Origin of the sequence: Cryobacterium sandaracinum (assembly GCF_004403415.1) — a bacterium.
Classification (GTDB): Bacteria; Actinomycetota; Actinomycetes; order Actinomycetales; family Microbacteriaceae; genus Cryobacterium; species Cryobacterium sandaracinum.
The window spans coordinates 76,920-95,295 of sequence record NZ_SOGO01000022.1 but is presented as its reverse complement, the minus strand read 5'-3'; the positions used below and the strand labels follow the sequence as shown (position 1 = coordinate 95,295).

Sequence of the window (18,376 nt, the reverse complement as noted above, 5' to 3'; positions counted from 1 at the left end):
GCGACGAGACGCGGGTCAGGCGGGTGATCAGGTCGATGCCACTGCTAGCCCCGTTCTTATACGCGAGGGACTCGTGGCCGAGGATACGGCGGGACCGCACCGAAATGTCGGCGGCGGAGGCAACCCTGGCCGCATCGACCCGACGGCCGAGGTCTTCAACCGTGCCCAGCACCATCATCGCGTCCGCCTCGCCCAGGAGCGAGAAAGACACCGAGTCGAGCGCGGCCGCGGCCAGATCACGGGCCTGCTGCAGCTGCTGCACGAGAGGTGACTGTGCACGGGGTGATTGTGCACGGGGTGACTGTGCACGGGGTGACTGTGCACGGGGTGCCTGCGCGAGGGGTGCCTGCGCGAGGGGTGCCTGCGCGAGGGGTGCCTGCGCGAGGGAAGGCACCGCCTGCGGTGAGGCGGTGGGGTGGTGCGGAGTGGGGGCTCCAGCCATACCTTAATAGTAGATGTGTACTAATAATAAGTCAAGAGGTTCTGCACGAGTATAGAAAGTAATTCGGTCGGCGCGGTGCCGTGGTTGGCCGACCACGTGCATCCGTCGGTGCGCGCCTCAGGCACCGCGGGCTCCCTAACGAATTCGACGGAGATTTTACCGATTTCGAGCCAAAAGGATGCTGTGGGCCGGTTCTGAGCAAAATCTCCGTCGAATTCGTTCGGCCGGGGGCCGGCAGCGGATGCTTCGCGATGGGTCGGGAGGTTGGGGCGCCTTCAGGCTGAGCCAGCAGCAGCCCCAGCAACAGCAACAGCAACCTCAGCCTGCAGCGGAAGCGCCCGGACGCTCTCGAAGCGGCGCAACTCCCCGTCGATCGGATCGGTGAAGGTCACCTCGCTCGCCAGGAGCTGCAGCGGGCGGGTGAAATCGTCGAGTGCGACATCCCGAACGACCGGGTACACCGGGTCATCGATGATGGGGATCCCTAGGCCCAGCATGTGCATTCGCAGCTGATGGGTCTTTCCGGTGCGCGGCGTCAGCCGATAGACGCCCGTGTGCTGCAGAACGGTCTCCAGCTCGATCAGCGACTCGGCATTGGCCGGGTCGTCGGTCACCTCGGCTTGCCAGTGGCCGCGCCTGCTCGTGAGGTGGTTGCGCACGGTGACGGGCAAATCCAGATCCGGCCGCAGCGGGGCCAGCGCCCGATAGGTCTTTTCGACCTCGCCGCGTTGGAACATCGATTGATACTCCCCACGCCAGCGCCGCTCCGTCGCCAGAACCACGAGGCCCGATGTCACCCGATCCAGGCGATGCAACGGCGAGAGCTCGGGAAGTCCCAACTCGGCGCGCAAGCGCACCACCACACTCTGTACAACGTGTCGGCCGCGCGGAATGGTCGAGAGGAAGGCCGGCTTGTCGATCACGATGAGTCGGGCATCCCGATGCACCACGTGTATGGTCCCGGGCACGGCTGTCTCATCGGCGAGATCGCGATGAAACCAGACAAAGGTACGCGGGCCATAGAGGTCGCTGCCCACGACCAGCGCGCCCGACTGATAGGCGAAGCGTTCCCCGGCCAGGAACCCGGCGACATCGACGAACTCGGCGAGTCGCTCGAGCAACCACGCACCCATGGTCGGCCACGGATGCGGCCCGGCCCGGCCCCCATCCGGCGTGCATACCCAGGCAGCGTCAAGCCCGTGGCGCTGTGGCAACGGGGAGGGCGGTGGCATTCACCGATCGTACGCCGCCCGGCAACCGCCCCACCAACTCGGAGACACCGGCGGCGAGCCGAAGCACATGACTGCGAAACCCTACAGGTAGTATGTGAATCGCACCCCAACCACTAGATGTGGTTCTTTCGCCCGACTCAGCGTCCCGCCCGATTGCCGTGGGTACCGACCCAAGGAGATGGCAGCGCGTGCTGAAAATGGAAAATCCCGGCGCAGGAAACCTCACGACCGAGCATGCTCTGAGCGCGCTCATGGTGGCCAAACGGGACGGCCGCCTGCTCGCCTTCGACAACGCCCGCATCTACGCGGCACTGGCCAAGAGCTTCACCGAGGTGAACGGCGAGTTGACCCCGCTCACGCACCGCACCATCCGTGACCTGGTCGCTCGCGTCGACCGCGAGATCGCCTCGCGCTTCGCGGTCGACATCAAGATCTACGAGGTGCAGAACATCGTGGAACACGCCCTGCTGGACAGCAAGGAGTACGACGCCGCCGAGGCCTACATCAACTACCGCATCCAGCGGGACTTCGCCCGCAGCAAGGCCACCGACATCAACCACTCGATCATAAAACTGATCAGCAAAGACGAGTCGGTCGTCAACGAGAACGCCAACAAGGACAGCGACGTCTTCAACACCCAGCGCGACCTGACCGCCGGCGCGGTGGGCAAGGCCATCGGCCTGAAGATGCTGCCCCCGCACGTCGCCAACGCCCACCAGAAGGGCGACCTGCACTTCCACGACCTCGACTACCACCCCTACGCGCCGATGACGAACTGCTGCCTGATCGACTTCACGACGATGCTGAGCCAGGGCTTCCGAATCGGCAACGCCGACGTCAACCCGCCCCGGTCGATCCAGACGGCGACGGCCCAGATCTCGCAGATCATCGCCAACGTGTCGTCGAGCCAGTACGGCGGATGCTCGGGGAACCGCATCGACGAAGTTCTCGCCCCCTACGCCGAGAAGAACCTCGAAAAGCACCTGATCGACGCAAGCAAGTGGATCGCGGATAAGTCGCAGCACCGGTCCTATGCCGAGGAGAAGACCCTCAAGGACATCTACGACGCGATGCAGAGTCTCGAATACGAGATCAACACCCTGTTCACCTCGAACGGGCAGACCCCCTTCACCTCCCTGGGCTTCGGCCTCGGCACCAGCTGGTTCGAGCGAGAAATCCAGAAGGCGATCCTACAGATCCGGATCGAGGGGCTCGGCAGTGAGAAGCGCACGGCAATTTTCCCGAAACTGATCTTCACCATCAAGCGCGGCCTCAACCTTGCACCGAACGACCCGAATTACGACATCAAGCAGCTTGCGCTGGAATGTTCCACCAAACGCATGTATCCCGACATCCTCAACTACGACAAGATCGTCGAACTCACCGGCAGCTTCAAGGTACCGATGGGCTGCCGCTCGTTCCTGCAGGGCTGGACCGACGAGCAGGGCAACGACGTCTCCGAGGGTCGGATGAATCTCGGAGTCGTGACGCTCAACTTGCCCCGGATCGCCCTCGAGGCCGCCGGCGACAAGGACAAGTTCTGGAGCATCCTTGCCGAACGGGTGAGCACGGCGCGCGACGCCCTGCTCTTCAGAATCGACCGGTGCAAGGAAGCGACCCCGGAGAACGCCCCGATCCTCTACATCTACGGCGCCTTCGGCCAACACCTGAATGCCGGTCAGCCCGTCGACACCCTCTTCAAGAACAAGCGCGCCACCGTTTCCCTCGGCTACATCGGCCTCTACGAGGTGGCCGCGGCCTTTTACGGCGGTGACTGGGAGTCCAATCCCGAGGCGAAGGACTTCACCGTCGAGATCCTGCGCACGCTCCATGGGCGCACCCAGGAATGGAGCACCGAGTACGGCTACCAGTTCAGCGTGTACTCGACGCCGAGCGAGAGCCTGACCGACCGGTTCTGCCGACTCGACACCGCGAAGTTCGGCGCCGTGGCAAACCTCACCGACAAGGACTACTACACCAACAGCTTCCACTACGACGTGCGCAAGAGCCCGACGCCGTTCGAGAAGCTGGACTTCGAGAAGGTCTACCCGGCGTACTCCTCCGGCGGGTTCATCCACTACTGCGAATACCCGATCCTGCAGCAGAACCCCAAGGCACTCGAGGCGGTATGGGACTACTCCTACGATCGCGTCGGCTATCTGGGCACCAACACTCCGATCGACCGGTGCTACGCCTGTGGCTTCTCGGGCGACTTCGACGCCACCCCGCGTGGGTTCGAGTGCCCCGAGTGCCACAACGCCGACCCGATGACCTGCGATGTCGTCAAGCGCACCTGTGGCTACCTCGGCAACCCGCAGGCCCGCCCGATGGTGCACGGCCGGCACACCGAGATCACCTCCCGGGTCAAGCACATGCCGGGCACCACCGGCATCCGTGGGGCGGATGCCGCGGCATCCGTCGCCGTGGATGCGTAACCCCCGGCCCGGCGAGTGGCTGTCGGAGAAACTGAGCCAGCGGTACGTCGGCGACTACAAGCCCTTCGTCTTCGTCGACGGCGAGGGGGTGCGGTGCAGCCTGTACCTGTCCGGTTGCCTGTTCGCCTGTGAGGGCTGTTTCAACCAGGCCACCTGGAGTTTTCGCTACGGGCAGCCGTACACCCAGGAACTTGAGGATCGGATCCTGGCCGATCTCGGCCAGGAGTACGTACAGGGCCTCACCCTCCTCGGCGGGGAGCCGTTCCTCAACACAGGGGTGTGCCTGGCCCTCCTCGACCGCGTGCGCCGGGAGCTCGGCACGTCGAAGGATGTGTGGTGCTGGACCGGCTACACGTTCGAAGAACTTTTGCGGGAGAGTGCGGACAAGCTGGCCCTTCTCGGCACGATCGACGTTCTGGTCGACGGTCGGTTCGAACTGGCCAAGCGCGACCTCAAACTGCAGTTCCGGGGGAGCAGCAACCAGCGGATCATCGACGTTCAGGAGTCCCTGGCCAGTGGACAGGTGACGCTGTGGGGCGGGCTCACGGACGCGACCGGCACCTTCGAACAGATCGAGAAACGGAACCTGATCTAGGTCAGAACAGCGGCCAGGGCACCGCGGGCATGTCGCCGCGCGGCGCAGGGAACCGCCCTCCAGAGCGCAACCGGTCGCAGCGTGCAGCCAGTGCGGCGATCTCGGCGTCGGTGAGCAACCCGGCAAGGATGTCGCCGAGCTCGCCGGTCAGCTGTGCACTGACCCGGTCGATCCCGTCCAGCTCGTCGGCGATGAGCTCGTCGCCCAGCCAGCCCCAGAGCACAGTGCGCAACTTATGGTCGACGTGAAAGGTGAGGCCGTGGTCGATGCCGTGACGGTGCCCGTCCGGCATCGCCAGGATGTGGTCGCCCTTGCGATCGGCGTTGTTCACGATTACGTCGAACACGGCCATGCGTCGCATCGCGGCCGAGTCCTCATGGATGAGGGTCACCGCACGATTGTGCTCGTCCCGGCCGTCGAAGACGCGACGCCAGCCCGGGGTCGGCGCGGCTTCCCACGGGACGAGGTCGACGGCATCCTGATCGGGATCGGTATGCTGCCACAGCTGCACCATCCCCCGGCCCATCGGGCCACCCCGCAGCCAGGTCCGAGGCACGACGTTCCAGCCGAAGGCCTGCGAGACCAGGTAGGCCGCGGCCTCGCGGTTGGCGAGGTTGCCGTCGGGAAAGTCCCACAATGGATTCTCGCCGGCGATGGGCTTGTAGACCACCGTGAATCCGCCGATAGTGCCGAGGAAGGTCGCGTTCGAGGCCGTCGTGATGCGTCCCGTGAGCTCGAGCTCACCGTCGAGCTCGCCGTCGAGCTCACCGTCGAGGGCGGCATCGTGCATCAGGGGCTGCCGGGGAGGGTGCAGGTGTGTCCGTCGGCGTCGATGGGGTTGCCGCAGAGCGGGCAGAGGGGGCGGCCGGCCCCCACCACCTCGCGCGTGCGCTTGGCGAAGGCCCGGGCGGTACCGACGGGCATCCGTACCAGGAGCATCTCCGCCGGCTCCTGCATGATCGCGTCGAGCAGATCCTCGTCGGGCACGTCGTCACTGGCCGGATCGACTTCCACGAGCGGATAGGCCTCAAGCACGACCTGCACGGTCGAGGGGTCCCAGCCCAGGCTCATCCCGCCGGTGCGGAATTCCTCCGCGACGGGTTGATCCAGCGGCTCGTTGTCGACGAGTTCGACGGGGGTAGTGCTTGGGATGCTGAACGGGTTGCCCTCATGGCTCATCAGCTGGTCGAGCATCTCATCGATTTTCTCGGCGAGCAGCGCGGATTGTTGTTTCTCCAGGGCGATGCTCACAATCTGAGCTCCGGTGCGCACCTGCAGGTAGAACGTGCGAGAACCAGGCGGACCGACGGTGCCGATGACGACACGATCCGGCCAGGCAAACTCATGGACGATTGTGGGCATGTGGGTATTTTAGGCGACCGTCGTGTGCGGCGCCTGACCAGCCCCGCCACCCACCGGCGCGTCGGCCAGAGGGGCGCTGGCGCCGAGCCAGGCGAGGTCGCCGGCATCCGTGTTGATGGCGTGCACGCTCGGCCGGCTGGTGCCGAAGCGCACGATCGAAACGGATGCCGGACCCACGTTGATGCGCTGAAAGAGGTCGAGGTGCATGCCGAGCGCATCGGCCAGAACGGACTTGATGATGTCGCCGTGGCTGACCGCCACCCACACCGCGCCCGGACCGTGCTCGGCCTCGAACGCCGCATCGTGACGACGGATGGCCGCGACCGACCGGGCCTGCATGGTCGCCATCGACTCTCCGCCGGGAAAGGTGACGGCCGACGGCTGAGACTGCACTGACGACCAGAGCTTCTCCTTGGCGAGATCGCCGAGGGCTTGGCCCTGCCACTCACCGTAATCGCACTCGGTGATGTCTTCCTCCACCGGCGTCACGAGCGAGCCGGCCTGCTGATCCAGGATGAACTGAGATGTCTGCCGGCAGCGCTCCAGAGGACTCGACACCACGCCGACCAGCGGCACCACGGCCAGGCGCTTGGCCGTGAGGGCGGCCTGGTCCTGCCCGACCTGGTCGAGCCGAACGCCGGCAGCGCGGCCGGCCAGCATTCCGGTGGCATTTGCGGTGGTGCGGCCGTGCCGCACGAGGATGACTGTGGCCATGGGTACAGCCTAGACAGGCAGGGTGGGAACGGAGCCCGGCCAGACGATCTGATGCTTGAGGAAGCCGGATGTCACGTCGCGTCCTCCAAGCTGACCGCCGACACCGTCCACGCGGTGCAGTCAGCTGGACTCTCCGTGACTCAGTCGGTCGGGTCGGTGATGAACCCCTCGTCGATCATCCAGGCATAGGCCACATCAGCGGGTTCCTTCCCGTCGACGTCAACCTGACGGTTCATGCCGCGCAGAACCTCGTCGGTGAGCTTGGGCGAAATCCGGGCGAAGATCTCTTCCAGGCCGGGGGTGGCTTCGATCGACTCGGTGAAGAAGACCGGCGCGACGTTGTACGCAGGGAAAAACGCGAGATCGTCGATCAGAACTGTGAGGTCGAGCGCGTCGAGTCGACCGTCGGTCGTGAAAACCTCGCCGAAGTTGCAGGCGCCGTCGTCGGTCGCGCTGTAGATCGCACCGGTGTCGTAGATTCCGATGTTGCCATTGGGCACCCCGTCAGCGGCGCCACGTTCGAGTCCGTAGTGGGCGAGCATGGGGTTCATGCCATCCGGCCGGGAGTTGAATTCGGATTCGACGCAGAAAGTGCGATCCTCCACCGGCAACGCGGCGAGTTCGGACATGGTCGTGATGCCGCCGAGCTCGGCGACCGCCTCACTGCGCACAGCCAGGGCATAGGTGTTATTCATCGGGGCCGGTGCGCCCCAGGTGATGCCGTTCTGGATGTCGATGTCATACACGGCTTGCCACATTTTGTCTTGGTCGGCGATCGACTCATCCTGACCGAGGTAGGTCAGCCACGCGGTTCCGGTGTATTCCCAGAGCATGTCGGCCTGACCAGAAAGAATCAGCTCGCGGGTCGGCTGGCTGCCGGGCAGATTGCTGAGGTCTGTGACGTCGAATCCCGCGGCGGTCCCGGCGAGCACCGCGATCTTGCCGAGCAGTAGCTGCTCCGTGAAGTTCTTGGACGTGACCGTGAGGTCGACGCCCTCGGCGCCCTCGAGCGGGGTGATCGACCCAGGTCCGACCGCGGGAACGTACGAGGTTGCCGGCTTCAGGCCGCAACCGGTCAGAGCGACTGCGGACAGGGCGAGGAGACCGGCTACCACCCCCCAGCGGCCGAGGGACGTGAGGCGGGTGCGAGAAGACGAGCGATACATCTAGAGTCCCTTCGGGCGGGCGATGTGTTCCACAACGCGGCCGACCCAGTCGATGAGCAGGGCGAGCAGAGCCACGAGCAGCGCTCCGGTGACGAGCACGGGGGTGAGGCTGAGATTGACGCCCGTGGTGATCAGGATGCCGAGTCCGCCGCCGTTGACGAACGTGGCCAGGGCCGCGGTGCCCACCAGCAGAACGAGAGCGGTGCGCACGCCCGACAGCATGACCGGAACGGCGAGCGGGAGCTCCACCCGAAACAATACGGCGGCGGAGCTCATGCCCATGCCTCGTCCGGCCTCGATGAGGCGGGCGTCGACCTGCTGCAGGCCCACCATGGTGTTGCGCAGCACCGGAAGCGCGGCGTAGAGCACGAGACTCAGCGTCGCGGCCCAGAAGCCGAAGCCGACCCAGAACGCGAGCAGCACGACGACGCCGATCGCGGGGGCCGCCTGACCGAAGTTGGCGATGGCGAGCACCGGAGCGGTCAGAAACCGCAAGGGTCTGCGGGTCAGGGCGATTCCCAAGGGAATCGCGATGACCAACACGATCACCGCGGCGAGCAGGGTGAGCTGGATATGCTCCACCGTGTAGACCCAGAGCGCGCCGGGAGCGAGGGTGGTGAGCACGATCGGCGACAGGTTGGCCGTCAGCAGCCAGATCACGAGCGCCAGGAACGCGAGCAGGATGCCGGCCAGCTGGTAGACCAGTCCCCGCCAGGATCGCCACACCGTGCGCGCACGGCTGACCGGTACGCCGGTCGCAGTCGGGTCGCCCGGCGTTTCAACGGCGGAATCGCCGCCGGCAAGGCCCGCCTCTGTATGCGGGGTGCGGGTACTCACTGAACGGACCGCGCGTCAGCGCCGCTGGGATCGGTCTCGATCAGGTCTGCCTCGGCGGCAGACACCTGCGCCTGGAACAGGCCGGTGTTCAGCCCGACGGGGGCCTGGTCTGACTCAAGCACGGCAGCGGACTGTGACCGGGTGATGGCGTCCATCACGGTTTGAACGTCGATGACGCCCTTGAACATGTCGCGGCGGCCCGTGACGAGCGCGGCTCCGGCGCTCGAGACGAGCATCGTGTCGAGCGCGTCATTGAGCGTAGCCCGCTTGCCGACGAGCGGAAGTTTCGGGTCGGGAACGTCGCTGATGACCTCGAGGCGGCCGAGCTGGCGCGCGGAGAGCCACTGGATGGGTCGGCGACGCTCATCAACGATGACCGCGTGGCCGTGGCCGGTCTCGACGACGCGGGCCAGCACATCCGCTGCCCGTTCACCGGGTTTGCCCACGACGGCGTCGCTGAGGCTGACCTCCGCCACCCGGGTCAGGGTGAGCTGTTTGAGGCCGGCGCCGGACCCGATGAAGTTTTCGACGAACTCGTTGGCCGGGTCGCCGAGGATGCGTTCCGGAGTGTCGTACTGCACGAGCTGGGCACCCTCGTTGAAGATGGCGATCCAGTCGCCGAGCTTGACGGCCTCGTCGAAGTCGTGGGTCACGCAGACGATGGTCTTCTGCAATTCTTCCTGGATGTTGATCAGTTCGTCCTGCAGGCGCAGTCGGGTGATCGGGTCGACGGCGCCGAAGGGCTCGTCCATCAGAAGCACGGGCGGGTCGGCCGCGAGGGCGCGCGCCACGCCGACGCGTTGCTGCTGGCCGCCGGAGAGCTCCTTGGGGTATCGGTCGCGGTAAAGCGCCGGGTCGAGGGAAACAAGCTCGAGAAGCTCGTCGACGCGGGCCGCGATGCGGGCCTTGTCCCAGCCGAGCATCTTCGGCACGATGCCGATATTGGTGGCGACTGTCATGTGCGGGAAAAGTCCTCCGGCCTGAATGACATAGCCGATGCCTCGGCGCAGGGTGTCGCCGTTCATGTCGGTGACGTCGTCGCCATCGACGACGATGCGACCCTCGGTCGGTTCGATAAGCCGGTTGATCATCTTGAGTGTCGTGGTCTTGCCGCAGCCCGAGGGACCGACGAGCATCACGATCTTGCCGGCCGGGATCTCCATGGTGAGACCGTCGACGGCGGGGCGCGCCTGGCCGGGGAACCGCTTGGTGACGTGGTCCAACAGGATGCTTGCACCGGTGATGCCGGTGGGGGTGACGGATTCTTCGGTGCTGCTGGATTCAGCAGGGTTGGATGCAATGTACTCAGACACGGATACCTCGAGGTGTGGTCAGGCGGCCGAGGCCGACGAGAAGGAGATCAAGAATAAGGGCGAGCACGACAACGCCGATGACGCCCGTCAGCACTGACTCGAGGGAGTTGGCGCCGCCGAGTCGGGATAGGCCGGAGAAGATGAATCCACCCAGGCCCGGGCCGAGGGAGTATGCGGCGATCGCGGCGACACCCATGACCATCTGAGCGGATACCCGAACGCCCGTGAGGATGATCGGCCAGGCGATCGGCAGTTCCACCTGCAGGAGCGTGCGAAACCGGCTCATGCCGATGCCGCGGGCGGATTCCACGATCGATGGAGCGATACCCGACAGGCCCACGACCGCGTTCCGCAAAATGGGCAGCGTGGCGAAGAACGCCACCACGACGACGGCCGGAAGGACACCGAAGCCGAGCGGCGCGATGAGCAGTCCGATGAAGGCAAACGACGGGATGGTCAGGCCGATGGCCGACACCGAGTTGGCGATCCCGGTGAGCGCGGAACTGCGGTAGACGAGCGAAGCCAGCACGACGGCAATGACTGTCGCCAGGATCAGGCATTGAACGACAAGGCTGAAATGCTGCCAACTGCTGAATAGGATCTGCTCATACTGATCCCCTAGAAAGTCCAACACATCAAAACCTCTTCGAGTCGAGAACACACTGATTCACCGCCACCGGCACGGGCGCAATGGGAGGCGCGGATGCCGAACTGGATGGGGACGCAGGCTGTGAGCCTTCGGTGAGGGTTGCTGAGCATTCTCGCACGGCCACCCCCCTATTGCCGCAGCGAGATATAACGGACCGGTGTGCGCCTGACTGGCCGACTGGATGCTCCTCTAGGGTGTGAACACCGTTTACGTCAGGAAGCAGCTGAATGAATTTCGATCTCGCAGGCAAGACCGCCCTCGTCACCGGCGCCAGCTCGGGCATCGGCAGTCACTTCGCCCGAGCCTTCGCCGCGACGGGGACGAACCTCATTCTGGTGGCCCGCCGAACCGAGAAATTGGAGGCTCTCGCATCCGAATTGCGCAAGCAGAACGGGATCGACGTCCACGTCATTTCGCAGGACCTGAGCGAGCCCGGTGCGGCCGCCGCGGTCGAGCACCAACTCCTCGACCAGCAGATCACCGTTGATGTTCTCGTGAACAACGCCGGCTTTGGAACCAATGCGCGCCTGGTCGACGAAGACCGAGCCCGCCTTCACGCGGAAATCGCTCTGAACGTCAGCACGCTGGTCGACCTGACGGCTGCCTTCCTGCCGGGCATGGTGGCCCGAGACTCGGGCATTATCGTGAACATCGCCAGCACCTCGGCGTACCAGCCCGTGCCCGGAATGGCGGTCTATGCAGCCACGAAGGCGTTCGTCCTGTCGTTCACCGAGGCCGTCTGGGGCGAGACCCACAACACCGGAGTGCGGGTTTTCGCGGTGAGTCCGGGGTCCACCGACACTGAGTTTTTCGACATCGCCGGTTCGCAGTCACCCGGCAAGCGAGTGCCGGCCTCGAATGTCGTCGACGTGACCCTGGCTGCCATCAGCGCCAGAAAATCGGTGCCGTCCGTGATTGTCGGTGCGCGCAACAGAATCACCGCATCGCTCGTCACGTTCATCCCACGCAGAACGGTGATCACACTTGCCGGTTCGATCTTCCTTCCCCGGGGCTAGCCGATCGGTCTGTGGCTTTCCGAAGGTCAGGTCCAGTGCCAGGTCGAGAGCAAATTCGGCCAGGGCACCATCGGCCGGCTTTCGCCTCGCGGGGCACTTCTGACGCCGCCGCGGTGAAGTGAGCGACCGGGCGCGCGTCGTGACCTCGAGGTCGACGGCAACCCCGCATCCCGCTTTTCGTTCTGACCAGACATAGGCATTTCAGTAACCGAAATGGCGTTCCACGCAGTCGGGACTAGAGCAGCGGTCCGCGCCGCGCCGATAGCCCGGCGAAGAGGGCGTGCAACAGCGGGAGCGCGGACACGGCTACGAGCACCGTTCCGAGCACGACATCTTCGGCACGAAGCAGAATGCCGCCGATCAGCAGAGCGGCGAAGAGGATTGCCGAGACGATCTGACGTGCGGTTCGCTCGATGATGACCAAGCGACGCTCGATCCGGGGAGTCTGCACCGAGACGGTACCGTCGTCGAATCGCGTCGCGAGGCTGTCGAGCCGCTGGGGAAGCCGCGCGATGATGGCCGCAACCGACGCCACTTGCTTTGCGGTCGCCTGCACCACGTTCCCGCCCTCGGCGCGGATCAATTGGGCGGAATATGGCTCGACGGAATTCCAGATATTGAAGGCGGGGTCGAGCGAACTGCACATTCCCGAGGTCAGCGACATCGCGCGCACGATGAGCAGAAAGTTCTCCGGAAGCTGAAACGGCAGCGAGCGCACCACATCACCGAACTCGATGGCGAAGGCGCGGAACTCGCGCGGGTCGACATCCTGCAACTCGGCGAAACCCATCCCGCCGAAACGGGCGAACAGCTTCGTCATCGCGCGCTCGAGTTCGGCGGTATCAGCGGACGGCAGGAGCACACCCACTTCGCGGATGCCGTCCACCATCCCCTTTCCGTCCCGTGACGCGGCGGCGATGAGCAGATTCACCAGGCCCCGACGCAGGACATCGGGCACGTCGCCCATCATCCCGAAGTCGATGAAGGTGAACTTCCAGGCCCGGCCGTGGTCCGCTCCGGGTACACCGGCGGCGAGCGGCGTGACGAAGATGTTTCCGGGGTGCGGGTCGGCGTGGAAGTAGCCATTGACGAAGAGCTGGTCGAACATGACCGCCGCGAAGTCCTCGGCAACTTCTGACGGGTCGATTCCGGCTGCCCTCAGCCCGTCGACGTCGTTGATCTTGATCGCGGTCACGTCTTGGAGGGTCAGCACGCGCCGCGTGGTGCGCTCCCACACCAATTCGGGAACGCTGACCCGGGGGTCGTCTGCGAAGTTCCGCTCGAACCGTTCGGCGCTTGCCGCCTCGTGCAGGTAGTCGATCTCCTCAAGACTCGTGAACGCGAACTCCTCGACCAGGGCGGGCATGTCGACGCGATCCGAAACGAGACGCACGTGGCTGAGCCAGCGGGCAACACGTCGGAGAGCGCCGAGGTCGACCTCGACGATCTCGCTGATGCCCGGCCGCTGAATCTTGACGACGACGTCGAGCAGACCGGTCTCGGCGGCATCGAGTTCCGACAGCCGAGCGCGGTGCACCTGACCGAGGGATGCTGCGGCCAGCGGCGAGGGATCGATGTAAGAGAACGCACGCTCGAGCGTCACACCCAGCTCGGCTTCAGCGACGGCCTGGATCGCCGGAAAGGGCACCGGCGGAACCTCGTCTTGCAGACCTTCGAGCTCTTTCGTGATCTCCGGCGGCAGCACGTCGAGGCGCGACGACATGAACTGGCCGACCTTGATCATGAGGCCACCCAGGTCGACCGCGAGCACGTGGAAGCGCTGCGCGATGTGCTGCAGTCGCGCCGATCTGCTTCGTGCCGCGACCCGCGCGAGCCCGACCCGCGGGAGAAGGACCTCGTAACACCACGTCTGCGCCAAATACAGGGCGGCGAACCGCAAAATCCGGCGGTAGCGGGCACGCAAGTCCGCGACGTCGGTCATCTGATCTCCGTGATGCCGACGTGCTGAGGGCACTCGGTCAGTCCTGGGCGAGGATGGCGTACAGCTTGCGACGCGCCTCATCCAGGATGGCGACAGCCTGCTTCACCTGCTCCGGGTTGCCGGATCGCGCGACCTGCGCGGCGGCCTGAGCCAGGTCGATGCCGGCCTTGGGCAGCGCGGCCGCCCGCCCGGTGTCCCGAGCGCTCTGGGCCTCCCACGGGGCCGGCTGGTCGGCCATGGCATCCGCTACCCCGCGGCCTTCGTCCGTGAGCGAGTAGGTCTTGCGACCGTTGGACTCCTCGGCGTTGATGAGGCCCTCGTCCGCAAGCAGCTGAAGCGTGGGATACACCGAGCCGGGGCTCGGCTTCCAGGCGCCATTGCTGCGTTCCTCGATCTCATGAATGATCTGGTATCCGTGCATCGGCTTCTCGGCGAGCAGCGCAAGCACCGCCGCACGCACGTTCCCGCGTGCCATTCTCGGACCGGCCTTGCGGTCGAACTGTCCGCGCAGCTGCTCCATGGCATCCCACATTCCGCTGGGCCAGCCCTCACCAGCACCGCCCCGGCGTGCCCTGAACCCGTCACCCATAAATGAACCACTCATGATGTCCTCCTCAGCGCCGAAGCCATCCGGCTCGACGATAGTTAACGATATATCGTTCGCGACGTGATGGCGAAACCAGAATCAATCTTCTTTCCACCGTCTGGGAGGCGCCTGTGCCCACCCTGCCGCGCGGTAATGTTGACCCCATTGCCGTCGCCCTGCACCAGGACGACGCCCCTGAATCCGAGGAGAACCAGATGTCCGTCGGCCTGCTCGCCGTTGTCGATGACATACTCACCGCCGCTCTCAAAGCTAGCGCGAAGACCGCAGGCGTCGTGATCGACGATGCGGCCGTCACGCCTCAGTACGTTCAGGGACTGTCACCGGCGCGCGAGCTTCCCATCGTGTGGCGGATCGCTCTCGGTAGCCTGTTCAACAAATTCGTCATCATCATCCCGCTCGCACTACTCCTCTCCGCCTTTGCGCCGTGGGTGTTGCCGTGGCTGCTGATCATCGGCGGTACCTATCTGTGTTTCGAGGGTGCGGAGAAAGTCACCGAGTGGTTCGGAGTTCATCACGGCACTGACAACACTGAGATGCGAGATGAGCGAAAGCTCGTCTTCGGTGCTATTCGCACCGACCTCATCCTCAGCACAGAGATCATGCTCATCGCACTGGCGGGTCTCGATCCCGATTTTGGCATCTGGATGACGCTCGGCGCCTTGGTCGTGATCGGCCTGGGGATGACGGCGCTCGTCTACGGTGCGGTCGCCCTGCTGGTCAAGATCGACGACATCGGGCTGACGCTGATGAAGCACCCGGTACGACGGGTCAGACGCACCGGCGCGCGCATTGTGCGATCGATGCCGGCCGTGTTCCGAGTGATCAGCGTCATCGGCACGGTCGCCATGTTGTGGGTAGGAGGCCACCTGGTGATCGTGAACCTGAACGACACGATCTGGAGCGTTCCCTACGACGTTCTGCACGCCGTGACGCAGGCGGTCGAACCTGCCGGACCCATCATTGTCTGGGTCACCGACACCGCGATGTCGCTCGTTTTCGGGCTCATTCTCGGCCTGATCATTGTCGCGGCCCTGTCCGGGATCTCGCGCCTTCGCAAGCAGAATCGGTCCCACCGCGTAACGGCCTGACCCCGTCGCCGGCTGGCAAGCCGCAATCAGCATGAAACGAGGATGTCCCGGTGCAGTTCTCCCTGTGGGTGGCCCTTGTCGGCGCGGGCACCCTGATCAGCTTCACGCCCGGTGCGGGGGCGATCAACACCATGAGCAACGCTCTCAACGCGGGCTTTCGCCGCTCCATCTGGGGAATCCTCGGCCAGCAGGCCGCGCTTCTCATCCACATCGTGATCGTGGCACTCGGTGTCGGTCTGCTCGTGGCCGGTTCTCCGATCGCCTTCAACGTTATTCGCTACGCGGGTGCCGCCTACCTCGTCTACCTGGGCATCCGTCAGTTTCTGGCCAAGCCGGAACTCGATGGCGAGCGCACCCGGGCCCTGAGCGATGAGCCCCGCTGGTCGATGTTCCGACGCGGGCTGTGGGTGAACATGCTCAACCCCAAAGCGATCGTGTTCTTCCTTGCGTTCCTGCCTCAGTTCATCCGGGTGGACAGGCCGATGCCGACCCAGTATCTGATCGTCGCGGCCACCGTCGTTGCGATCGACATTCTGGTGATGTGGTTCTTCTTCGCCGGAACAGCGCATTCATTCGCGCGATTCACCCGCGACGATCACGGCCAGCGCGTGTTGAACCGCGTCTTCGGTGTGCTCTTCGTGGCTGTCGGCGTGCTGCTCGCGGTCCTCCACTGAGGAATCCAAACCACCGGTTGAAGGTGTTTTTCGCAGCCGGGTGAGCAGCCGAAAAATCACATACCAAGACCACTAGGCTGTTCGAAGATCGTCCCATTGGCACCTCGGACGTGATCGAGCGCAAGGAGCACAGATGACGCCTGCCGTGGACGCCGACCTCGTGATACTAGGTGGTGGACTCGCCGGTCTCACGCTGGCCGCCCGGCTGGCCCGAGTACGTTCCGGTTTGCGCGTCGTGGTGCTGGAACCCCGCACGGCCTATCAGGACGACCGCAGCTGGTGCTTCTGGCGACCGGAACAGCACGACCTGTCACACCTGGTCTCACGAAGCTGGAAGACCTGGACCTTTTCGGATGCGGCGGGCCTCACCGTTCGGCATCGGGTACCCGGGCTGGCCTACCAGTACATTCGGGGCAGCGATTTCTACGCGAGCGCGCAGGCCGACATCGCCGAGTCTGCGAACGTCGACCTGCGCCTCGGCGTGCACGCCGAGACGGTCGACGCAGTCCCCGGCGGCGTTAGGGTTGAGACGAACGCGGGCCCCCTACTAGCCCGTCAGGTGGTTGACACCCGACCACGGGCCGCCGAGTCGATGCTGTACCAGAGCTTCGTGGGCTTCGAACTGGAGCGTGAGCATCCGTTGCCGTTCGAGCTCGGCGAGGTCACGCTGATGGGGTCGCTCGACGCCGACGCTGAGGGTTTGAGCTTTGTGTACGCCCTGCCGCTCGGCCGGAACCGCGCGATCGTGGAGTGGACCCGCTTCGGCACGGCGCCGATAGAGCGGGAGCGCCTGGTCGGCGAGCTCGACGAGGTACTCACCGGGCTCGGCCTGGCCGACGCCCGCCGGGTGCGCACCGAGGGTGGCGTGCTGGCCATGGGTCTGGGCCGGCAGACGGCGTCGCCGATCCCCGGGGTCGTGCACGCCGGCAATGCCGGCGGGGCGCTGCGGGCTGCCTCGGGCTACGGGTTCCTGCGCATTCAGCGCTGGGCTCAACTCTGCACGGAGAGCCTGCTCGCTGGCCAGGGGGCGGTGGGCCACCCAGACGAACCTCGGGCGAGGCGCGCCTTCGATCGCATCTTTCTGCAGGCCGTTCGGGCGCATCCGGAACGCACCGCGGAGTATTTTTTCGCCCTCGCCCGCGGCGTTGCCCCCGCCGCGCTGGTGCGCTTTCTCAGCGACGGCGCCCGACCCACGGACTACGCACGCATCATCGCGAGCCTGCCGTGGACCCCTTTTCTTTCCCAGGTGGCCGCGCCTGCGGCGTTCAGCCCGGCACAGACCCTGCCGGCCACCAGACCGACGCCGACCACAGAAACCAGCGTGCAGCGATGACCGATCAGACCACTCCTCCCCGTAGCGAGGCCGCCCGCGTCACGCCGCGGCGGCGGCGCGTGCCCGCCGAGACGGTGGTGTTCTCCAGCCTGGCCCTGGTCATTCTGGCCGTGGTCGGACTGGGCATTCCCATGCCCTCGCCCACGGTTCAAATCGTGCTGCTGGGAATCCTCGCCGGTGTGCTGGGCCTGCCCCACGGCGCTCTCGATCCACTGATCGCGCGCCGGGCTGGGCTGTGGCGCACTCCGCTGGGCTTCGCCGGGTTCAACGCGGTCTACATTCTGGTCGTGGTCGGCGTGGTGCTGCTCTGGCTGGTCGCGCCCGTGCTGAGCCTGGTCGCGTTTTTGCTCGTGTCGGCGCTGCACTTCGGCTCCGATTGGAATGCGGACCGGTCGGTCGGGCTGCGTTTTCTCGCCGGATTCGGGCTGCTCACCGTGCCGGCGCTGTCGCATCCTGACCAGGTCAGAGCAATCTACGTGGTGCTGTCCGGTGACGGAGGCGCAGTGGTGGCCAGCGTGCAGGAGTGGCTCGGGCCGATCGCCGTGGCAGGTCTGATGATCGCTGCCCTGGTCGCCCTGCGACACCGGCCGAGCGAGAGCGTTGAGATCGTGCTCGCCACAGTGCTCGGCCTGGCCACAGAACCGCTGGTCTTCTTCGTGCTGTATTTCTGCGCACTGCACAGTTTTCGGCACTTGAAGGGAGGATTCCAGGAGGAGCGGGGCGGCGGACGGCAGACGGCCCTCCTGGTCGTGGTCTACACCGTGGTCCCCCTCCTCGCGGTAGCGGTCTTCCTCGTCGCGTTCGGCCCCGGCGGCGTTCTCAGCGAGCAGATCCTGCAGCTGGTGTTCATCGGTCTGGCAGGGCTCACCGTGCCGCACATGATGGTGGTGACCTACGAAATTCGTCAGCGACGAGCAGCTGGTGCGGTTCTGCTGTGACATCTCCTGCCCGTGCCGAGCGGAACTGTGGTC

At 65.3% G+C, this 18,376-nt stretch carries 17 protein-coding genes and 1 pseudogene; 7 read left to right on the top strand and 11 right to left on the bottom strand.

Features of this window, described 5'->3' with window-relative positions:
• Nucleotides 1-442: pseudogene (locus tag E3T25_RS07730) on the bottom strand (hypothetical protein); the annotation flags it as partial.
• A gap of 275 nt (nt 443-717) precedes the next feature.
• Nucleotides 718-1,563, bottom strand: a complete 846-nt coding sequence (locus E3T25_RS07725) for a pseudouridine synthase (RefSeq protein ID WP_241980726.1) — start codon at nt 1,561-1,563, stop codon at nt 718-720.
• A 308-nt stretch (nt 1,564-1,871) separates the two neighbouring features.
• Between E3T25_RS07725 and nrdD the strand changes: the two genes are divergently transcribed.
• Together nrdD and nrdG are read left to right on the top strand one after the other, a co-directional pair.
• Complete coding sequence (gene nrdD, locus E3T25_RS07720; protein ID WP_134373484.1) at nt 1,872-4,109, top strand: anaerobic ribonucleoside-triphosphate reductase; 2,238 nt, start codon at nt 1,872-1,874, stop codon at nt 4,107-4,109.
• On the top strand, nt 4,102-4,704 hold the full coding sequence (gene nrdG / locus E3T25_RS07715; protein ID WP_134373468.1) for an anaerobic ribonucleoside-triphosphate reductase activating protein: 603 nt from the start codon (nt 4,102-4,104) through the stop codon (nt 4,702-4,704). Before nrdD ends, nrdG begins: the two co-directional genes overlap by 8 nt.
• 1 nt (nt 4,705) lies before the next feature.
• Here nrdG and E3T25_RS07710 read toward each other — a convergent pair whose 3' ends face one another.
• The 7 genes from E3T25_RS07710 to E3T25_RS07680 all read right to left on the bottom strand — a co-directional run bounded on the left by E3T25_RS07710 (nt 4,706) and on the right by E3T25_RS07680 (nt 10,730).
• The gene (locus E3T25_RS07710; RefSeq protein ID WP_134373466.1) at nt 4,706-5,494 is read right to left on the bottom strand and encodes an SCO1664 family protein; all 789 of its coding nucleotides are present in this window, start codon (nt 5,492-5,494) and stop codon (nt 4,706-4,708) included.
• Nucleotides 5,494-6,066, bottom strand: a complete 573-nt coding sequence (locus E3T25_RS07705; RefSeq protein ID WP_104101569.1) for a DUF3090 domain-containing protein — start codon at nt 6,064-6,066, stop codon at nt 5,494-5,496. Before E3T25_RS07705 ends, E3T25_RS07710 begins: the two co-directional genes overlap by 1 nt.
• A gap of 9 nt (nt 6,067-6,075) precedes the next feature.
• Complete coding sequence (locus tag E3T25_RS07700; RefSeq protein WP_134373464.1) at nt 6,076-6,780, bottom strand: histidine phosphatase family protein; 705 nt, start codon at nt 6,778-6,780, stop codon at nt 6,076-6,078.
• 140 nt (nt 6,781-6,920) lie between these two features.
• Nucleotides 6,921-7,946, bottom strand: coding sequence for a glycine betaine ABC transporter substrate-binding protein (locus tag E3T25_RS07695; protein ID WP_134373462.1), 1,026 nt, complete (start codon nt 7,944-7,946; stop codon nt 6,921-6,923).
• Nucleotides 7,947-8,672: an ABC transporter permease gene (locus E3T25_RS07690; RefSeq protein WP_104101721.1), complete on the bottom strand. Its 726-nt coding sequence runs from the start codon at nt 8,670-8,672 to the stop codon at nt 7,947-7,949.
• Between the two features lie 107 nt (nt 8,673-8,779).
• A complete protein-coding gene (locus E3T25_RS07685; RefSeq protein ID WP_104101723.1) occupies nt 8,780-10,027 on the bottom strand; it encodes an ATP-binding cassette domain-containing protein in 1,248 nt (415 codons plus the stop codon).
• Nucleotides 10,028-10,088: 61 nt separating this feature from the next.
• Complete coding sequence (locus tag E3T25_RS07680) at nt 10,089-10,730, bottom strand: ABC transporter permease (RefSeq protein WP_104101578.1); 642 nt, start codon at nt 10,728-10,730, stop codon at nt 10,089-10,091.
• Between the two features lie 242 nt (nt 10,731-10,972).
• Here E3T25_RS07680 and E3T25_RS07675 point away from each other — a divergent pair, with 242 nt between their 5' ends.
• Nucleotides 10,973-11,761 carry an SDR family NAD(P)-dependent oxidoreductase gene (locus E3T25_RS07675; protein ID WP_134373460.1) on the top strand — a complete coding sequence of 263 codons (789 nt, stop codon included), beginning with the start codon at nt 10,973-10,975 and terminating at the stop codon, nt 11,759-11,761.
• Nucleotides 11,762-11,996: 235 nt separating this feature from the next.
• Here E3T25_RS07675 and E3T25_RS07670 read toward each other — a convergent pair whose 3' ends face one another.
• Nucleotides 11,997-13,703, bottom strand: coding sequence for an ABC1 kinase family protein (locus E3T25_RS07670; protein WP_134373458.1), 1,707 nt, complete (start codon nt 13,701-13,703; stop codon nt 11,997-11,999).
• Nucleotides 13,704-13,740: 37 nt separating this feature from the next.
• Nucleotides 13,741-14,307, bottom strand: a complete 567-nt coding sequence (locus tag E3T25_RS07665) for a PadR family transcriptional regulator (RefSeq protein WP_104101585.1) — start codon at nt 14,305-14,307, stop codon at nt 13,741-13,743.
• A gap of 197 nt (nt 14,308-14,504) precedes the next feature.
• Between E3T25_RS07665 and E3T25_RS07660 the strand changes: the two genes are divergently transcribed.
• The 4 genes from E3T25_RS07660 to E3T25_RS07645 all read left to right on the top strand — a co-directional run bounded on the left by E3T25_RS07660 (nt 14,505) and on the right by E3T25_RS07645 (nt 18,343).
• On the top strand, nt 14,505-15,398 hold the full coding sequence (locus E3T25_RS07660) for a DUF808 domain-containing protein (RefSeq protein WP_134373482.1): 894 nt from the start codon (nt 14,505-14,507) through the stop codon (nt 15,396-15,398).
• Between the two features lie 50 nt (nt 15,399-15,448).
• Nucleotides 15,449-16,072: a LysE family transporter gene (locus E3T25_RS07655; protein ID WP_104101588.1), complete on the top strand. Its 624-nt coding sequence runs from the start codon at nt 15,449-15,451 to the stop codon at nt 16,070-16,072.
• A gap of 133 nt (nt 16,073-16,205) precedes the next feature.
• Nucleotides 16,206-17,405 carry a lycopene cyclase family protein gene (locus E3T25_RS07650; RefSeq protein WP_134373456.1) on the top strand — a complete coding sequence of 400 codons (1,200 nt, stop codon included), beginning with the start codon at nt 16,206-16,208 and terminating at the stop codon, nt 17,403-17,405.
• Nucleotides 17,402-18,343, top strand: coding sequence for a Brp/Blh family beta-carotene 15,15'-dioxygenase (locus E3T25_RS07645; protein ID WP_104101593.1), 942 nt, complete (start codon nt 17,402-17,404; stop codon nt 18,341-18,343). Before E3T25_RS07650 ends, E3T25_RS07645 begins: the two co-directional genes overlap by 4 nt.
• Nucleotides 18,344-18,376: the final 33 nt, after the last annotated feature.